This window comes from Nocardia glycosmidis, from assembly GCF_052545115.1.
The window spans coordinates 118,491-135,903 of sequence record NZ_JBQWRH010000016.1 but is presented as its reverse complement, the minus strand read 5'-3'; the positions used below and the strand labels follow the sequence as shown (position 1 = coordinate 135,903).

Sequence of the window (17,413 nt, the reverse complement as noted above, 5' to 3'; positions counted from 1 at the left end):
CCTAGCGCGCATGGCACCCCGGAGCGACCGGGACCCCAGCAAACCGGTCCGCCAGGAAGTTCATCGCCGCCGGCGCCTCGCCGATCGCCGCCGGATTGTGGCTGGGCAGCATCGAGTGCACCGACGTGATGGTCGCTCCCTGCGCGCAGTAACGGCCGAGCAGGTCGGTGAACCCCGCCACGGGAATCACATCGTCGGTGATGCTGTGGTAGAGGTACGTCGGCGCGGTCGGCGCGCTGCTGCCGAGTTCCTGCGCGGCGGTCGCGGCGCGAAAGGCCGGATGCGACAGCAGGTTCGCAACGGTGGCGAAGTCGTCGACGCGCGCCCCGAAATATTTGGGCACGAGGTCGGACCCACAGGCCGCACTGTTCTCGATCAGCGCCGCCTGGCCACGATCGTTGAGCAGCTCCAGCACGCCCGCGCCGGGATCGTTGCGGGCGATGGCGAACACGATGAGCAACGCCAGCCCGGCCTGCGCGGTGCCGTCCGCGTGGCGGGCGATAGCAGGCCAATCCGCCGGAACGCCACCGGAGGTGATCCCGGCGAAGCGAACGTCCGGCGCGTACTCGGGTTGGATCTGCGCGGCCCACAGTGTGGCAAAGGCGCCGCCGGAATATCCCCAGGCGCCGATCGGAGTCCCGGGTCCGAGTGCGGCCGCCGGGAAGTCGCGGGCGGCCCGGATGCCATCCAGCACACCCCGTCCGGAGTTGACTCCGTCCAGGAACCGGGACTGCGGTCCCTCATAGTCACCGACTACGAGGGCCCACCCGCGGCGCAGCGCCTCCGCCATGAACGGCGTATCGATCAGGGTGTTGACCGCGCCGGTATCCCAGCCTCCGCGCAGCGCGTACGACGGCGCGCAGCGCGTGCCGAGACTGTCTTCGGGGACCTGGTAGGACAGCAACGGCCGAGCGCCAGGGCCGAACCACGGCAGCATCGGCACCAGCACGGTCGCCACGTCGGCCGCGGGGCGGTCGCTGGAATCGGTGGTCCGATATTTCACCTGCCATGCCGAGATCGGCAGCGGCAGCCCCAACAACGCGATCGGACGCGCATCGAGGACAGCGCCGTTCCAGGACGAGTCGAGGTCGGCGGGCGCCGCGTAGAACGGGTCGTAGTCCGGGGGCGGCAGCTCGGCGGCTGCCACGGGAGCACCGGCCACGCCGAGAATCAGAACGGTCAGGGCCGATAGGACGGCACGCAGAACGGCCGCGACCACAGTTCGATGACGCGCCTGCTTCATCAAGGCCTCCCCACTCCGGCGAGGCCGCAGTGCGCGGGTGCCGTCGGCGCCGACCCACTCCCACCTCTGGTTATCAACGGTACTGCCGTGGGATCGGCCCGGGCAACGGGTCGATCGGAGGTCACGCCCGTCGCCGCGGTCGTCCGCGGGTCGACGTCACTGCTGACGCAGCGCCTTCTTCGCCGCGTCCTGGGCCGCGTCCACCTGGCCCGCGAACTTGTCACCGGTCTTCTCGTCGACGAGATCGCCCACCTTGTCGATGACCGCATCCACCTTGTCCGCGTTGTTCTGGGCCAACTCCAACGCCTTACCGGCGAGGTCTTTGAAATCCACCGTGCACTCCTGGTTTTCGCGCCGACGGACGCACTCTACCCAGTGTGCGGCGCCGCCGATGCGGCACCGAGCCACGCCGGGTGCCACAACCTGCCCGCCTCCGTCCAATTCATGAATCGCACGGTGCCGCCGAGTTTCGGGGACACCCACACCGCCTCCTTGCGCTCCTCGGCGGTGAGTTCGTTGTCGAACGGGCAGGTCTTTCGCTCCAACTTGCGTAACTGCGCCGCCAGCTCCCGCAGGTCCGGCTCGCTGAACCCGGTGCCGACCCGCCCGACGTAGTACAGCTGCCCGTCGTGCGGAATGCCGACCAGCAAGGATTTGAAATTCCGTGCCGCACTGCGCCGCCATCCCCCGATCACCACCTGCTGAGTACGCCAATTGCGCTGCTTCACCCACGCGTGCCCCCGCTTGCCCGGCAGGTACACCGAATCCTCGCGCTTCGCGATCACACCCTCCAGGCCGTGCTCCTGGCTGTAGCGCATCGCCTCGGCGCCCGGACCGTCCAGTCGTGGCGGCACCAGCAGCGAAGGGGCGTTCGCGGCCAGTGCCTCCAGCACCCGGCGCCGATCCGCATATCGTTTGCGCAGCAACGACGTGCCGTCCAGAAACAGCACGTCGAAGGCGACGAACACCGCCCGCGCCGCCCCGGCCTGCAGCAGACCGAGATTGGCAACACCGTGATCGTCGAAGACCACCGCTTCCCCGTCCAGCACCACGCTGTGCCCGGCGAGTTCCCGGGCCAGAACCGTGATCCCGGGATAGCGATCGGTCACCACGTTGCCCGCCCGGCTACGCAAGGTGATCGCACCGGAATCGATCTCGGCGATCAACCGGAACCCGTCCCACTTCGTCTCGAAGCACCAGTCGTCGGCGCCGAGGTCCGCGACGTTTCCGGGCGTCGCCAGCATCGGCGCCAGCCCGCGCGGAAGCCGCGAAGCGGTACTCGGTGGCCGGATGACGCGGCCAGAGCCGGCGGCCGTCCCGGCGCCGGGTTCCTCGGCACCGCTCTGCTCGCGCATCAGGTGCATCAGCCACTGGTTTCCGTTGGTCTGGATCAGCGCGTACCGACCGGTGAGCCGCGTGCCGTGGAACTGGACGATAACCTCGTCGGCACGCCATTTCTCGGTGTCGTAGGTGCCGTGATCCCAGATCGTCATCGCACCGGCGCCGTATTCGCCCTTCGGGATGGCGCCGTGGAACTCGAGATACTCCAGCGGATGGTCCTCGGTGTGCACCGCGAGCCGGTTCTGATCGGGTGCGGTAGGCGGTCCCTTCGGCACCGCCCAGGACACCAGCACACCGTCACGCTCCAGCCGCACGTCCCAGTGCAGCCGCCGCGCATGGTGTTCCTGCACCACATAGCGGTTGTTCGCCCCCGGCTCCGGGGACTCGACCGGTATCGGCTCGGGGGTACGGGACGGGTCCCGCATCGAGCGATATCTCGTCAGCGCGTCCGAACCCGACCGCGCCGAGCCGCCCTGCGAAAGAGGCGGATCCACCTCCGCCAGCAGATCGCCCCGCGCCCGGTACCTGGCCAGCACCTCATCGAACCGCAACTGCCGCAGCTTCTTCCGGTTCTCGATCTCCTTCCAGGTACGCGGCGCGGCGACATCGGGCTGCCTGCGCCCGCGCAGCGAGTAGGGCGCGATAGTGGTTTTGGACGGGTTGTTCTGGCTCCAGTCCAGGAAGACCTTGCCGCCGCGAGCCGACTTCGCCATTGTCGCGGTGACCAGATCCGGGTGCAGCCGTTGCAGATTCGTGGCCACCTGCTTGGCGACCGTGGACGCGCCACCCGGGCTCAGTTCCCGATCCAACGGCACGTAGAGGTGCATGCCCTTGCTTCCGCTGGTCACCGGGAACGCGGGCAACCCGATTCCCTCGACCATGTCGCGCACCGCGAGCGCCACCACGGCGCATTCGGCGAGCCCCGCTCCTTCGCCCGGGTCGAGATCGAAGACCAACCTGGTCGCCGGACCCATCCGATCGTCATCGAAACGCCATTGCGGCACATGGATTTCCAGCGCTGCTTGCTGGCCGGCCCAGGCCAGACCGGCCTCGTCATCGATCAGTGGATAAACGACGTTGCGGCCGGAATGGCGCATCGTGCGACGCGCGATCCAGGACGGCGCGTGCGATGCGAGGTTCTTCTCGAAGAAAGACGGCTCGTCGACCCCGTTGGGCCAGCGCTTGCGGGTGACCGGCCGTCCCGCGATGTGCGGGAGCATCGCCGGCGCGATCGCCGAATAGTAGGCGATGACTTCGCCTTTGGTGGTTCCGGTCGCCGGGTACAGCACCTTGTCGAGGTTGCTCAGCTCAACCTCGACAGCACCGAACACTCGGCGGGTCACGATCTTCGCAGTCCAGCGGCGCAGACCGCACGACGGCCTGCGCCCCCGGCTCAGGCGTGCGGCCCGGACTGATCCGGCGGGACCACCTTCTTGGCGGCCTCCTTGCCCTTGGCGATCTTGTCCGTGTACTTGCCGTGCGTCTTCTGGTCGATGAAGTCACCGGTCTTGTCGACCGCTTGGTTGATCTTGTCGGCGTTTTTGGCCGCCGCGTCCTTCCCCTTGTCGACCAGACCTTTGAGCGTGTCCGCGAAACTCATCGCCGTCCATCCTTCCTGTCGCCAACCAGCCGGAATCGTTCAACCAACATTCTCCCACCAGGGATCCCCCGGTGGCGTGCTCATCGGATCGACCCGCTGACCCGGCATCGGTACCGCGACGGCGGTCTCCGCCGCCCGTGCCGCCGCCACCATCCGTCCGACCGGCTCGGACCAACCGTGAAAGGCGAGGTTGAACGTCGCCCAGTGGATGGGCACGAACAGGCCGTAGCCGGGGTCGCCGCCGCACAGATCGGCGTGCGCACGGACCGCCTCTTCGGGGTTCATGTGCACGTCCGGCCAGCGCGCGTCGTAAGCGCCGATGGGCAGCAACGTCAGGTCGAACGGGCCGAGCGCCGCGCCCGCCGCGGCGAACGCCTTCGTGTACCCGGTGTCGCCGCCGAAGTAGGCGCGACGCGTCGGACCCACGATCGACCACGAAGCCCACAGGGTGGTGTTGCGCAGCAGGCCGCGTCCGGAGAAGTGCCGCGCCTCGGTACAGGTCAGCGTCAGATCCCCACCGTCCCGATCCCGGCCGAGATCGGCCAGCGATACCGAAGCGCCCCAATCCAATTCGATGATCCGATGCTCCGGGACACCCCAATGCCGCAGATGCGCGCCGATGCCGAGCGGCACGAGAAACGGCGCGCTCTGGCGCGCCACCAGTTCCCGGACGGTTTCCTTGTCCAAGTGGTCGTAGTGGTCGTGCGAAATGACCACCACGTCGACCGGGGGCAGCTCGGACAACAGCTGCGGCACCGGATGCAGGCGCGCGGGCCCGACCACCGCCGAAGGCGAAACCCGTTCGCTCCATACCGGATCGGTGAGAATTCGGTACCCGTCGACCTCGATCAGCGTCGTGGCATGGCCGTACCAGGTGACCGCGAGAGCGGACGCCGCACTCGGCGGCCGGGGCGGCGCCAGCGGAATGGTTCCGCGCGGCCTGCCCACGTTCCGCTGGGTCAGCGCCGAGATCAACAGCGAAGGTGCCGAGCCCACCACCACCTGACTACTGGGTTCGGTGTTGTGGAACTGCCGATTTCGATAGCTCGTAGCGCCCACGGCGTAGGGCTGGATCGCCGAAATCGATGCGCCCATCGCCGATGGGATACCCCACACCGCCCGGACCACCCACGTGATGCCGAGCGCGCCCGCGGCGGCGCCCACGATGCGCCGAATACCCATCATCGCCCCACAAACTTCGCGGCGCGCTTTTCCTGCCTGGCCAAACGTCCCTCCTTGGCATCCTCACTCGACCATGCCGCCTCCAGCGCCGCGCGCTGCTGAGCGGTTTCCGGATCACGCGTCCCGTCGTCGTTGAGCACCAGCTTCATGTGGCGCAGCGACAGCGGGGCCAGAGCCGCGATCTGCTTCGCCCAGGCTTGCGCGTCGGCGAGCCCGCCGATCCGGTTGGCGAACCCGAAGCGGTAGGCGTCCTCGGCCGAGATCGGCTCCGCCCCGAGCAGCACGGTCCTGGCCGGACCGCCGCCGATGAGCGCCGCCAGTCTGCGGACGGTCCACCGATCCACCGTGATGCCCAACTTCGCCGCGGGAATCGCGACATATCCCTCCGGCGAGATCACCCGCAGGTCCGAGGCAAGGGCAAGTTGCACGCCTGCGCCGATCGCGGGACCGTTGATCGCCGAGATCACCGGGATCGGGGCCGATTCGATGGTGTGCAAAGTCTCCAGCAACCCGGACAGGAAATCGCCGGAGTGCACCCCGGACAGATCGGCTCCCGCACTGAATGCCGAGCCGTGCCCGGTCAACACGATGACCCGGGCCTGCTCGGCGACGGCAGCGAGGACGGCTTCGCGCAGCAGCGTCACCAGTTCGTGGTTGAGCGCGTTGCGGCGCTCTTCCCGCTGAAGTTCGATGGTGACCACCTCACCATCGCGGCTGACGCCGAGCATCCGACCTCCCCGACTGAACGATCTCTCCGATCTCTTCACTCTGCCACAGCCGACCGCCCTTTCCCCGGCAGGCGACACCATCACCAGCTGCGCCGACCGACTTCGATGTTCTGGTGATCGGCGCTGGTCAGGCGGGGCTGTCGGCCGGTTGTCACCTGCGTCGCCTCGGGCTGCGCCCCGAGCGGCACTATCTGCTCGTCGACCGCGCCCCGGCCCCGGCGGTGCCTGGCAGTTCCGCGGGCCCGCGCTGCCCCTGGAAAGGGTCAACGGCGTGCACGATCTGCCCGGTATGCCCTTCGCGGAAACACTGCCGCCCGGCTCGGCGACGGCGCCACTGCGACTGCGCGGACCAGGCGGAGGGGTCACCACGACCAGGCGCCTGGCCACACAGGTAGGCGCCGACCCACGCTGGTCGGTTACGGGCCGTCAGCGAGCACGGTCGGCGCCGATCGCGCGGGACGCGACGCGGCCCCCGTCGAACTCACCGAGCATCTCGGACTGCGCTGACGGCCGAGCGCGAGATCAGTTGATCAGACCCAGAGTAAAGCTTTCCGGGTCCGGACCGACACGCGAGCCGCTGTCCAGTGCGCTGATCGCGTTCATCTGCTCCGGGGTGAGCTCGAAGTCGAACACGTCGAAATTCTCGGCGATCCGCGACGGTGTGACCGACTTCGGGATGACGACATTGCCCAGCTGCAGGTGCCAGCGAATGATCACCTGCGCCGCAGTGCGACCGACCGCCGCCGCCACCGCGGTGATGGTGCTGTCATCGAGCACGGTGCCCTGACCGAGCGGGCTCCACGCCTCGGTGGCGATCCCGTTCGCGGCGTGGAACTCACGCAGCTCGCGCTGCGCCAGCCTGGGGTGCAGCTCGATCTGGTTCACCGCCGGGATCTCACCGGTTTCGGCGATCAGCCGCTGCAGGTGCGCGACCGTGAAGTTCGAGACGCCGATCGACTTGATCCGTCCCTGCGACTTCAGCGCCTGGAAGGCACGGAAGGTATCGATGAACCGGTCCGCGGCGGCCACCGGCCAGTGGATGAGGTAGAGGTCGAGGTAGTCCAAGCCGAGCTTGGCGATGCTGGCGTCGAAGGCGCGCAGCGTGGAGTCGTAGCCCTGCTCGGAATTCCACAGCTTGGTCGTGACGTAGATCTCGTCCCGGGTCAGTCCGGATTCCCGGATCGCACGACCCGTGCCCTCCTCGTTCCCGTAGATCGCGGCGGTGTCGATGCTGCGATAACCCACCTCTAGCGCGGTGGTGACCGCCGCGAAGACGTCGTCGTCCGGCACTTGGAACACACCGAAGCCGAGCTGCGGGATCACGTTCCCATCGCTGAGCACGATCGGAGGAGCGGTGTTGGTCTCGCTACTGAAGGTCACCTTCCGACCGTAGAAGCGCGGCGGCGAACCGTCAATTACGCCTTCGGGCGTGTTGACTCACAATTTGCCGGACAGACCGAATGTGCCAGCGGCAGCGCGGCGCTCAGCCCGCGTCAGACGGGAAGTCCCAACCTCCGGTAACGCAACTGCCGCGCTGCGAGCACCTCCGCTTCCGGCCGGGCGCGCAGCATCGCGAGTTCGTTCGCGATCGCGGCGACCATTCGGCGGGCGAAGTCCACCGGCTCGTCCGCGGCATCGGGAAGCTCGGGCACGATGCGGTCGACCACACCGTCGGCTAGCAGATCCGCGGAACTGATTCGCTGGGCCGCAGCGAGTTCCGGGGCATGATCGGTGTCGCGGAACACGATGGCGCTGGCACCTTCCGGCGGCAGCGGAGCCAACCAGGCGTGCGTGGCGGCGAGCACCCGGTCGGCCGGCAGCAGCGCCAGCGCACCGCCGCCGGTGCCCTGACCGAGCAGCACCGAGACCGTCGGGGTGTCCAACGTCACCAGATCCGCTATGCAGCGGGCGATTTCGGGTGCGAGACCGCGTTCCTCGGCTTCCTTCGACAGCGCCGCACCCACCGTGTCGATGACCAGCACCAGCGGCAGCCGCAACTGCTGGGCCAGCGCCATACTGCGCCGCGCCTCGCGCAGAGCGGCCGGCCCCATGGTGTTCTCGCCTTGTTGGCCGCGCCGGTCATGCCCGAACACCACACACGGTTGCCCACGGAAACGTCCCAGCGCGAGGATGGCCGTTCGGTCCGATTCGCCCTGGCCGGTGCCGCTGAGCGGAACCCGTTGCGTCACCTGACGTAAGAGCTCGCGCAGTCCCGGTCGTTGCGGGCGGCGCGAAATCAGGACCGACTGCCAGACCGGATTGTCCTCAGAGTTGTTCGTCGCGGCGACGTTCGAATCACGGGCGCGAGCCCCCTGCGCGGGCGCCGTTGGTAGTGGCTGCCGCGACGTCCGTTGCGCAGCAGAGGCAACCGTGGCCTGCGTGCCGACACCTGGCACCGCGGCGGGATCGGGCAGCTGGACACCACTGAACACGCTCAGCGCACGGTGGGCGATGCGACGAAAAACAGGTACCGGCAGCACCCCGTCGATGACGCCCCGGCGGTAGAGGTTCTCAGCAGTCTGCACGCCTTCCGGAAACGGCGTGCCGTATAAAGCCTCGTAGACCCGCGGCCCGAGAAAGCCGATCAACGCACCGGGCTCGGCGAACGTGATGTGGCCCAGCGAGCCCCACGAGGCGAAGACCCCGCCCATCGTGGGATTGCGCAGGTAGACCAGGTACGGGTGGCCGGCCGATTTGTGCGCCGCGACCGCACCGGCGATCTTCACCATCTGCACGAAAGCGACAGTGCCTTCTTGCATCCGGGTGCCGCCCGACGTCGGTGAAGCGATCAGCGGTACACCGAGCGCGGTGGCATGCTCGACCGCGGCAACGATTCGCTCCGCCGCGGCGACGCCGATCGAACCGGCCAGGAACCCGAACTCGCAAGCGATCACGGCCACGCGAGTACCGCGCAGCCGCCCCTCCCCGGTGAGCACCGATTCATCGGTACCCGCCGCCACCGCCGCCTTCCGCAAGGCCTCGCGATACCGCGGGGCCGCGGCCACCGTCACCGGTGGCCGGTCCCAGCTGATGAACGAGTCCGCGTCCAGCAGTTGCCCGAGTAGCGCCCGCGCCGAAGTACGCACCGGGCGAGCCTATCCGGCCCTACCCAGAGCGTCGGCGTGCCGCACCAGCACTCAGTAGCCCTGCATAACCTTGCGCAGGGCGTACTCGGTGAGCGCGACCAGCGCCTGCTTGGCAGGCTCACGCCGACGGGCATCGACGGACATGATCGGCACATCGGCGGGCACGGCGAGCGCCTGCCGAATGTCCTCGATCGGGTACCGCGGCGAGTCGTCGAATTCGTTGAGCGCCACCAGGAACGGTAGGCCCCGCGCTTCGAAGTAATCGACGGCCGCGAAGCTCTCCTCCAGCCTGCGCGTGTCCACCAGCACCACGGCGCCGATGGCGCCGCGAATCAGGTCGTCCCACATGAACCAGAATCGATACTGGCCAGGGGTACCGAACAGATACAGCACCAGGTCATCGGCGAGGCTGATTCGGCCGAAGTCCATCGCCACCGTGGTGGTCGACTTCATCGGAATGCCGGTCAGGTTGTCGATTCCGGCACTGGCATTGGTCACCAACGCCTCGGTGCGCAGCGGAACGATCTCCGAGACGGCACCCACCAACGTGGTCTTCCCCACGCCGAAACCACCCGCGACCACAATCTTCGCCGATGTCGGCTTGCTGGTACGGGTGTCGACCTGTGCCGTCGAATCAAATACGCCGGAGTCCACTGAGAACCCTTTCGATCAGCTCGCGACGTTCATCGTCGCTGGAATCGTCTTTCAAAGTCGCCGAAACGCGTACGTGTCCGGCCTCGATCAGGTCGGCGACGAGCACGCGGGCTACCCCAATAGGGATACCCAGTCGGGCTGCTACCTCGGCAACGGACGGCGATTCTCTGCACAACTCCACGATGGACGTCTCGATGTTGGTCAGTTCGAACTGCCGTTCCAGGGCAACCGGATGCGATGCGACGAGGGCTTCCAACGCCAGTTCGACCGCGGGCCTGGTCCGGCCCGCGGTCAGTGAGTACGGGCGTACGAGGCTCGGCTCGGCGCTTCCCACGCGGTGATCTTCTATATCCATCCGACCATCAGGAACCCATCGTGACGCGTGGCGTGGCCTGAACAGTCTGACCAACACGCTCGACCAACAAAGCCATCTCGTAACCGACCTGACCGATGTCACACGAGGTGTTGGTCAGCACTGCGAGATAGGAGCCGTCGCCAACAGCCATGAGTAGCAGGTAGCCGTGTTCCATCTCGACGACGGACTGCAACACGGTGCCGCCCTCGAACAGATTCGAGACGCCGACCGACAGACTGGCCAGACCAGCCGTCACGGCCGAGAGCTGTTCGGCGCGATCGACGGGCAACTGGGCACTCGCGGCCATGAGTAGGCCGTCAGCCGAGACCAGGACAGCATGGGCCACACCCGGAACCTCGTTGGCAAAGTTCGAAACCAGCCAATCCAGCTGACGGTTCGTACCACCTAGATCGGGGTTCATCGGTCTCCTTTATCTCCGGTTAGGTTCATTGCTCTCATTGCGCGGCCATCCCGGACGCCCTGCTGGTGACGACTCAAGCTGGACCTGATCGTTTCTGGGTCGCGACGCGGCGCCCGATCGGCCGCACCGCTGACGCCACCCGGAACAAGCCTCCCGCCTGGATTGCGTTGGGGCAAACCCGCGGCCGTCCTCGTCTCGGATTGCGCCTCGCTCGCGCGGCGAGCCGCCTGCCACCCTTCGTCGCCCGGCGAATCGAAGCCGACGGCCGCCTGCGAGCGATCCGCGTTGGGGTCCGACAGCCACGCCGACATCATTTCGGCGAAGATCGGCGTCCCGCCCATCACCGGCTCCGGCTCCACCGTGGGCTGCAACCTGGTTTGGAAAAACGAGGCCGTCTTCGCCGGGTTGGACCGAAAGCTGTGCTTGCCGGGATCGCGTCCAGCCAGGCTTTCCGACTGTTCGGCGCTCGCGGCGTGCTGGCCACCGCGGTCCCGTTGCGGCAGAGCGACTCCCGGCGGCACAGGCTGCCGCTGCGGCGCCTGGGCGCCCGGCTGACGCTGCGGCAAGCCGGTGAGCCCACCCTCCCGCTGCGGCGGGCTCGGCGGTGTGGGCGCCTGCTGCGGCAGACCACCCAGCGTCGAATCACGTTGCGGCAGACCACTCAGCGTCGAATCACGCGGCGGCAAACCGGTAGCAGCTGAATCCCGCTGCGGCAGACCACCTACCGAGGGCAGAGCACCGGAACCCGGCTCGCGCTGCGGCAAACCGTTACCCGACGCACGCTGCGGAAGACTATGGGCACCGGAATCCCGCTGCGGCAAACCACCTAGGGCCGAATCATGCGGCGGCAAACCAGTAGCAGCTGAATCCCGCTGCGGCAAACCAGTAGCAGCTGGGTCCCGCTGCGGCAAACCACTTACCGAGGGCAAAGCACCGGAACCCGGCTCACGCGGTGGCAAACCATTGTCCGACGCACGCTGCGGAAGACTGTGCGCACCGGAATCACGCGACGACAAACCACCTGAGGCCGAATCATGCGGCGGCAAACCAGTAGCAGCTGAATCCCGCTGCGGCAGACCACCTACCGAGGGCAAAGCACCGGAACCCGGCTCACGCGGTGGTAAACCATCGCCGGACGCACGCTGCGGCAGCGCATGCGCACCGGAATCACGCTGCGGCAGACCATTGCCCGACGCACGCTGCGGAAGACTGTGCGCACCGGAATCACGCGACGACAAACTCGTAGCGGTCGAATCACGCGGCGGCAATCCACCCAATACCGAATCACTTGGCGGCAAACCAGCAGCAGCTGAATCCCGCTGCGGCAGACCACCCACCGAAGGCAGAGCACCGGAACCCGGCTCGCGCTGTGGTAAACCATCGCCGGACGCACGCTGCGGCAGCGCATGCGCACCGGAATCCGGCTGCGGCAAACCATTGCCCGACGCACGCTGCGGCAAACCACCCAACGCCGAATCACGCGGCGGCAAACCAGTAGCAGCTGAATCCCGCTGCGGCAGACCACTTACCGAGGGCAAAGCACCGGAACCCGGCTCACGCGGCGGCGAACCATCGCCGGACGCACGCTGCGGGAGACTATGAGCACCGGAATCGCGCTGCGGCAAACCGCTGGGCGTCGCGTCGCGCTGGGGTAGGTTCGGCGCGGGCTGTCGGGGCGGAAGGCCGGTGACGCCGGGCTCGCGCTGCGGCAGACCACCAAGTGCCGACTCATACGGCGGCACACCGCTCATCCCTGGCTGACGCTGCGGCAAGCCGGTGCCGCCCGGCTGACGCGACGGCAGGTCCGTGGCGCCCGGCTCACGCTGCGGTAGACCACCTGCCCCAGGCTCGCCTTGCGGCAGGCCGTTCGATGACGGGTCGCGGGGCGCAACGCCGTTCGATCCCACCTGACGCTGTGGCAGACCGACACTCGGCTGTGGCACGCCATTGGCGCCCGGCTGCCGCTGCGGCAGTCCACCCGAGTTCGGGTCCCGCTGTGGCAGACCCGCGGCGGTCGGTTCGGCCGGAACACCCGGCTGACGCGGCGGCGGACCGCCGGGCGCGAGGGTGCGCTTGGGGAGGTTGACCGCGGCGAGTTTGCCGCGCTGCGGGCTGTTCGCGGACTGCCCCGACGCGGGGCGCAGGCTCGTGCTCGACTGCTGGCCCTCCGCACGCAGACCCGACGACATCGCCGTGCCGGGCTGCCGCTGCGGAAGACCGCCGGGACCGGTGGGAGCCGGAGCGCTCGGCGGCGCGATGGACGCGGAACCCACGGAGTCGGTGACCGGAATGGGGCCGCTCACCCCGGGATCTACGGTGACCATGACATTCCCACCCGGGGTGCGCGTGACCGCCCGCATCTGCATGGACGACGCCGCCGGTGAACGCTGCGGTGTGGCCAGCTGCGGGGTGGCGGGCTGCGGGGTGACGGGCTGCCCAGCGATCGGCTTACCCGCGACGATCAACCCGACCGGCACGTGCACGGTCACGGTCACGCCCGGATCGCGAGCGGTGTCGAAGGTCGGTCGCAACCGCACCGTGAGGCCATGTCGCTCGGCGAGCCTGCCGACCACGAACAGACCCATGTGGCGAGCGGTGTCGGGCCCGGGCTCGGCGGTCTGCTCCAGGCGCCGGTTGATGTCGGCCATCTCCGCGGGCGGCATACCGATGCCACGGTCGGCGACCTCGATGAGCAGGCCCTGGTCATGCGCCTGCGCGAAAGTGAACTTGACGTCGGTCTCCGGCGGCGAGGCGCGCAACGCGTTGTCCAACAGCTCGGCGAACAGGTGCGCGAGGTCGGAGGCGGCCGGCTCCTTCAGCGAACCGCGCGGCGTAGCGCCGAGTTTCACGCGCTCATAGTCCTCGACCTCGGAGATCGCGGCGCGCAGCACGTCGCCGATCTCGACCGGAGCGGACTTGGCGCGGCGCTGCCTGGTGCCGGCGAGAATGAGCAGGTTGTCCCCGTTGCGGCGCATACGTGCCGCGAGGTGGTCGAGCCGGAACAGGTTCTCCAGCAGACGCGGGTCCTTCTCGTCGTACTCCATCGCCTCGATGAGCGTGAGCTGATGGTCGACGAGCGACTTCGACCGCCGCGCCAGGGTCTCGAACATGTCGTTGACCTGCGAACGAATCTTCGCCTGCTCGCTCGCCAGACGCAGTGCCTGGCCATGGATGTCGTCGACCGCACGGGCCAGCTGACCGATCTCCTCGGTGCTGCGCACCGGCATCGGTTCCAGTGGCACCTCTTCCGGCGAGGCACCGTTGCGCAGCTGCGCAACCTCCTGCGGCAGATCGCTCTCGGCGACGCGCAACGCGGCCAAGCGCAGCCGGTGCAGCGGGACGATCATCGAGCGGGCGACGAACACCGCGAGCAGGAGTGCGGCGAGGATGGTCGCGATGACGACCGCGGTGTAGGTCCATGCCCCGCCCTGCGCGGTGGACACCAGCGACTGCATCGCGGCGTCGATGTCCTTGGTCGCCTTGCCGACGACGTGCTCGTACACGGCGAGGCTGTCGGTCATCGACTTCTTCAGGTCACCGATCGGGAGCTGGCCCGCTTGGGACTGCGGACTGGTCAGCAGCGCGATCCTGGTGTCGACGCCCGCGCGCAGGTCGGCGATCGAGGTGTCGCCGTCGGGGAAACGGTGCGCCAGCACGTTGAGCAGTGCGCGCTCGGTGCTGGACGCGATCAGGAAGCTCTGCACGCCGGCCTGCGGGCTGCGCAGCACCTCCGGGAGGGCCGCGACTTCGTTGACCAGGGCGGCCCGGGTGTTGACCGAATCGACCAGCCGCAGTTTGGCGACGTCCACCCCGGAATCGCTGACCTGGCCGACCGTGGCCTCGACGATGTGCACGCTGTCGTTGCGGACGCGGTCGATCAGCGCGAGGGTGCCGGATGGCGGGCCGGTGGTGACCGCTTTGCCCTGGGCACGCACACCCTTGGCCTGAGTGAGCATGCTGTCGAGGGCCTCGCGTGCGCCCGGCACGCTCTCGAGTTTGCCGATCGATTTCTCGACATCGGCGATCGCCTTGTCCAGATCCGTGAGATTCTGGTCGGTCACCACGGACTGGTTGGCCCCCAGCGAGATCATTTGCGAGGCCGCGGTGGTGGCGGTTTGCGCGCTGAGCCCGGTGACCACAGGGATGGCGGCCACGTTCTCGCTGATGTCGGCGAGTCGGCTCGATTCCCCGAACTCCGATGAGATCCTGGACACACCGAGCCCGACCGCGACCGCGAGTGGCACGGCGAGCACCGCCGTCACCTTCCAGCGCAGGTCCCAGTTGCCGAGCGCCCAGCGCTTACTGCCGGACCTAGCGGCGTCACGCATGTCCCACTCACTTTCCAAACTGGCCTCTGCCGAGCACCATCAGCCGAGCCTCCACGATCGTATGCATGGCTCGACAGGTGGAGCTGGCCGAGAACTGCGGCTGGCCCGAGAAACGTCCTACGACGGCCCAAATAAGTGACATCAGATTCTAACGGATCAATAACTTCTTGGGTGGCTTGGCGTGATGCCGCAATCCTTGACCTGCCAATTTCAGGCAAAACCGAAGGTCGCGGCACCCGTCCGGGCGTCGCGTGAAGTCTGCCACAATCAACCGGATCTATCGAGGCGAGGCTAGGGAGTCACGGTTTGAACGTGTGGCAGGAGTACCGACCGGCCTATCAGACCAGCTTGGTGGATCCCGCCGAGTTCTGGGCCGACGCGGCCGAAGCGATCGATTGGGACGTACCACCGACTCAGATCGTCGACACCAACGCTCGCCCAGCGGCCAGGTGGTTTCCCGATGCCCGCCTCAATACCTCCTACAACGCACTCGACCGGCACGTGTATCCGACTGCCCCCACAGATGCCGGTCGCGCCGATCAACCCGCACTAATATACGACTCCGCTATGACCGGCGCCAGGGGCGTCTACACCTACGCGGAGCTGCTCGCAGCGGTGTCCCGTTTCGCGGGAGCGATGCTGCGGCTCGGTGTTTCGAGCGGCGACCGCGTGGTGATCTACCTGCCGATGATCCCGGAGGCGGTGATCGCGATGCTGGCCTGCGCGCGCGTCGGCGCGGTGCACTCGGTGGTGTTCGGCGGCTTCGCCGCGCCGGAGCTGGCCGCACGCATCGATGACGCGGAGCCGGTGTTGATCATCACAGCATCCGGGGGGCTGGAGCCGAGCCGGAAGGTCGAGTATCCGCCGATCGTGGTGCAAGCTCTGGAACTGGCCGCGACCACCGCGCCGCGCACGGTGATCGTCAAGCAGCGACCGGGGTTCGGCACCTTCGACACCATCGATTTCGCGCCGCCGCAACCCGCCACCGAGCACTCTCCGCGTGCGACGGAGGCCGTGGCGGCGCAGTGGCTCGACTGGGACGACGTCATCCGCGACGCGCCCGCGACCGAGCCGGTATCGGTCGCGGCGACCGATCCGCTGTACATCCTCTACACATCGGGCACCACCGGGCGGCCGAAGGGCGTGGTCCGGGACAACGGCGGGCACGCGGTGGCCCTCGTCTGGTCGATGCGCAATATCTACAACGTCGACCCGGGCCAGGTGATGTGGGCGGCATCCGATGTCGGCTGGGCGGTCGGCCACTCCTACATCGTCTACGCGCCCCTGCTGGTCGGGGCGACCACGCTGCTGTACGAAGGCAAGCCGGTCGGCACACCGGACGCGGGCGCGTACTGGCGGGTCGTCGCCGAACACAAGGTCGACGTGGTGTTCACCGCCCCAACCGCGTTGCGCGCCATCCGTAAAGCCGACCCCGGTGCGGAGCTGGCCCGCGCCCACGACCTGTCCTCGCTGCGCGCGCTGTTCTGTGCGGGCGAACGGCTGGACCCGACCACCTACGCCTGGGCCGACGAGATCCTGCTGGCCGGCCGCGCCGACTGCCCGGTCATCGATCACTGGTGGCAGACCGAGACCGGCTGGCCGATCTGCGCGAACCCGCTGGGTCTGCAGCAACTCCCGATCAAACCGGGCTCGGCCTCGATGCCGGTGCCGGGCTATCGGCTCCGTGTCCTCGACTCCTCCGGGAACCCGGTGGCGCCCAACACCGAGGGCAATATCGTCATCGGATTGCCGCTGCCGCCCGGCACTTTGACCGGGCTGTGGCGCAACGACGCCCGATACGAACATTCCTATCTCTCCGCCTATCCCGGCCACTACCTCACCGGCGACTCCGGCTACTTCGACGAGGACGGCTATCTGTATGTCCTCGGTCGCAGCGACGACGTCATCAACATGGCGGGGCATCGGCTCTCCGCGGGCAGCATCGAGGCCGCCATAGCCGGTCATGACGCGGTCGCCGAATGCGCGGTCATCGGCCTGCCCGACGAGCTCGAGGGCCATCGGCCGGTGGCCTACGTGGTGCTCAAGTCCGGGGTCGAGATCGATCCGGGGCAGCTGCACGACGAACTGGTCGACCGGGTGTGCACCCAGGTCGGCGCGATCGCCACCCTGCATCAGGTCATCATCGTCTCGGCGCTGCCCAAGACCCGCTCCGGGAAGATCCTGCGCAAAACCATCCGGCAGATCACTTCGGGCGCGACGTTCGAGGTGCCACGCACCATCGACGATCCCGGGGTGCTCGCGGCGCTGGAGGAGCAGATTCGCGCGGCGCGACCGGATTGGCGGTTACCGGCACACGACAGCATCGAGGACCCCGACCAGGTGGTTGCCCCAGACGTGGTCGCCCCTGACGTGGATCCGGTTGCGCCGTCCTGACTTTGCGGCGCCGTACGCGTCCTCAGAGTTTCCACAGAGGACCTTCATCGCGGTGCCATCCGATCGAAATAGCCTCGAGAC

General features: G+C 67.9%; 13 protein-coding genes and 1 pseudogene. 2 read left to right on the top strand and 12 right to left on the bottom strand.

Annotation, left to right across the window (positions count from 1 at the left end; genetic code table 11):
• Window position 1 precedes the first annotated feature (1 nt).
• From ACT86A_RS20560 to ACT86A_RS20535, 6 genes are all read right to left on the bottom strand, one after another.
• On the bottom strand, window positions 2-1,243 hold the full coding sequence (locus tag ACT86A_RS20560; RefSeq protein WP_445093792.1) for a lipase family protein: 1,242 nt from the start codon (window positions 1,241-1,243) through the stop codon (window positions 2-4).
• 156 nt (window positions 1,244-1,399) lie between these two features.
• Entirely contained in the window at window positions 1,400-1,576 is a 177-nt protein-coding gene (locus tag ACT86A_RS20555; RefSeq protein ID WP_445093791.1) for an antitoxin, read from the bottom strand.
• A gap of 35 nt (window positions 1,577-1,611) precedes the next feature.
• On the bottom strand, window positions 1,612-3,927 hold the full coding sequence (locus tag ACT86A_RS20550) for an ATP-dependent DNA ligase (RefSeq protein WP_445093790.1): 2,316 nt from the start codon (window positions 3,925-3,927) through the stop codon (window positions 1,612-1,614).
• A 50-nt stretch (window positions 3,928-3,977) separates the two neighbouring features.
• Window positions 3,978-4,184 (bottom strand): antitoxin, encoded by a 207-nt coding sequence (locus tag ACT86A_RS20545; RefSeq protein WP_445093789.1) that lies wholly within the window; start codon window positions 4,182-4,184, stop codon window positions 3,978-3,980.
• A gap of 39 nt (window positions 4,185-4,223) precedes the next feature.
• A complete protein-coding gene (locus tag ACT86A_RS20540) occupies window positions 4,224-5,366 on the bottom strand; it encodes an MBL fold metallo-hydrolase (RefSeq protein WP_445093788.1) in 1,143 nt (380 codons plus the stop codon).
• Complete coding sequence (locus tag ACT86A_RS20535) at window positions 5,366-6,094, bottom strand: enoyl-CoA hydratase (protein WP_445093787.1); 729 nt, start codon at window positions 6,092-6,094, stop codon at window positions 5,366-5,368. Before ACT86A_RS20535 ends, ACT86A_RS20540 begins: the two co-directional genes overlap by 1 nt.
• Before the next feature lie 110 nt (window positions 6,095-6,204).
• Here ACT86A_RS20535 and ACT86A_RS20530 point away from each other — a divergent pair.
• Window positions 6,205-6,425 (top strand): annotated as a pseudogene (locus ACT86A_RS20530) (NAD(P)-binding protein); the annotation flags it as partial.
• A gap of 191 nt (window positions 6,426-6,616) precedes the next feature.
• Here the strand turns inward: ACT86A_RS20530 and ACT86A_RS20525 are convergent.
• The 6 genes from ACT86A_RS20525 to ACT86A_RS20500 form a co-directional block, all read right to left on the bottom strand.
• Window positions 6,617-7,474, bottom strand: coding sequence for an aldo/keto reductase (locus ACT86A_RS20525; protein ID WP_445093786.1), 858 nt, complete (start codon window positions 7,472-7,474; stop codon window positions 6,617-6,619).
• Window positions 7,475-7,587: 113 nt separating this feature from the next.
• The gene (locus tag ACT86A_RS20520; RefSeq protein ID WP_445093785.1) at window positions 7,588-9,180 is read right to left on the bottom strand and encodes a carboxyl transferase domain-containing protein; all 1,593 of its coding nucleotides are present in this window, start codon (window positions 9,178-9,180) and stop codon (window positions 7,588-7,590) included.
• A 51-nt stretch (window positions 9,181-9,231) separates the two neighbouring features.
• Window positions 9,232-9,834, bottom strand: coding sequence for a GTP-binding protein (locus ACT86A_RS20515; RefSeq protein ID WP_445093784.1), 603 nt, complete (start codon window positions 9,832-9,834; stop codon window positions 9,232-9,234).
• Window positions 9,815-10,189: a DUF742 domain-containing protein gene (locus ACT86A_RS20510; protein WP_014981573.1), complete on the bottom strand. Its 375-nt coding sequence runs from the start codon at window positions 10,187-10,189 to the stop codon at window positions 9,815-9,817. The genes ACT86A_RS20515 and ACT86A_RS20510 overlap by 20 nt, the downstream gene beginning before the upstream one ends.
• A gap of 7 nt (window positions 10,190-10,196) precedes the next feature.
• Window positions 10,197-10,610 carry a roadblock/LC7 domain-containing protein gene (locus tag ACT86A_RS20505; protein ID WP_011207200.1) on the bottom strand — a complete coding sequence of 138 codons (414 nt, stop codon included), beginning with the start codon at window positions 10,608-10,610 and terminating at the stop codon, window positions 10,197-10,199.
• Window positions 10,607-14,938, bottom strand: coding sequence for a sensor histidine kinase (locus ACT86A_RS20500; RefSeq protein ID WP_445093783.1), 4,332 nt, complete (start codon window positions 14,936-14,938; stop codon window positions 10,607-10,609). Before ACT86A_RS20500 ends, ACT86A_RS20505 begins: the two co-directional genes overlap by 4 nt.
• A 306-nt stretch (window positions 14,939-15,244) precedes the next feature.
• On the opposite strand from ACT86A_RS20500, the gene ACT86A_RS20495 reads away from it, so the two are divergent.
• A complete protein-coding gene (locus ACT86A_RS20495; protein WP_445093782.1) occupies window positions 15,245-17,332 on the top strand; it encodes an AMP-binding protein in 2,088 nt (695 codons plus the stop codon).
• The last annotated feature ends 81 nt before the right edge of the window (window positions 17,333-17,413 follow it).

Coding starts and splice junctions, on each gene's coding strand:
- ACT86A_RS20540 (WP_445093788.1), bottom strand. CDS start 5,366: ATGGGTATTCGGCGCATCGTGGGCGCCGCCGCGGGCGCGCTCGGCATC.
- ACT86A_RS20535 (WP_445093787.1), bottom strand. CDS start 6,094: ATGCTCGGCGTCAGCCGCGATGGTGAGGTGGTCACCATCGAACTTCAG.
- ACT86A_RS20500 (WP_445093783.1), bottom strand. CDS start 14,938: ATGCGTGACGCCGCTAGGTCCGGCAGTAAGCGCTGGGCGCTCGGCAAC.
- ACT86A_RS20510 (WP_014981573.1), bottom strand. CDS start 10,189: ATGGATATAGAAGATCACCGCGTGGGAAGCGCCGAGCCGAGCCTCGTA.
- ACT86A_RS20505 (WP_011207200.1), bottom strand. CDS start 10,610: ATGAACCCCGATCTAGGTGGTACGAACCGTCAGCTGGATTGGCTGGTT.
- ACT86A_RS20545 (WP_445093789.1), bottom strand. CDS start 4,184: ATGAGTTTCGCGGACACGCTCAAAGGTCTGGTCGACAAGGGGAAGGAC.
- ACT86A_RS20560 (WP_445093792.1), bottom strand. CDS start 1,243: ATGAAGCAGGCGCGTCATCGAACTGTGGTCGCGGCCGTTCTGCGTGCC.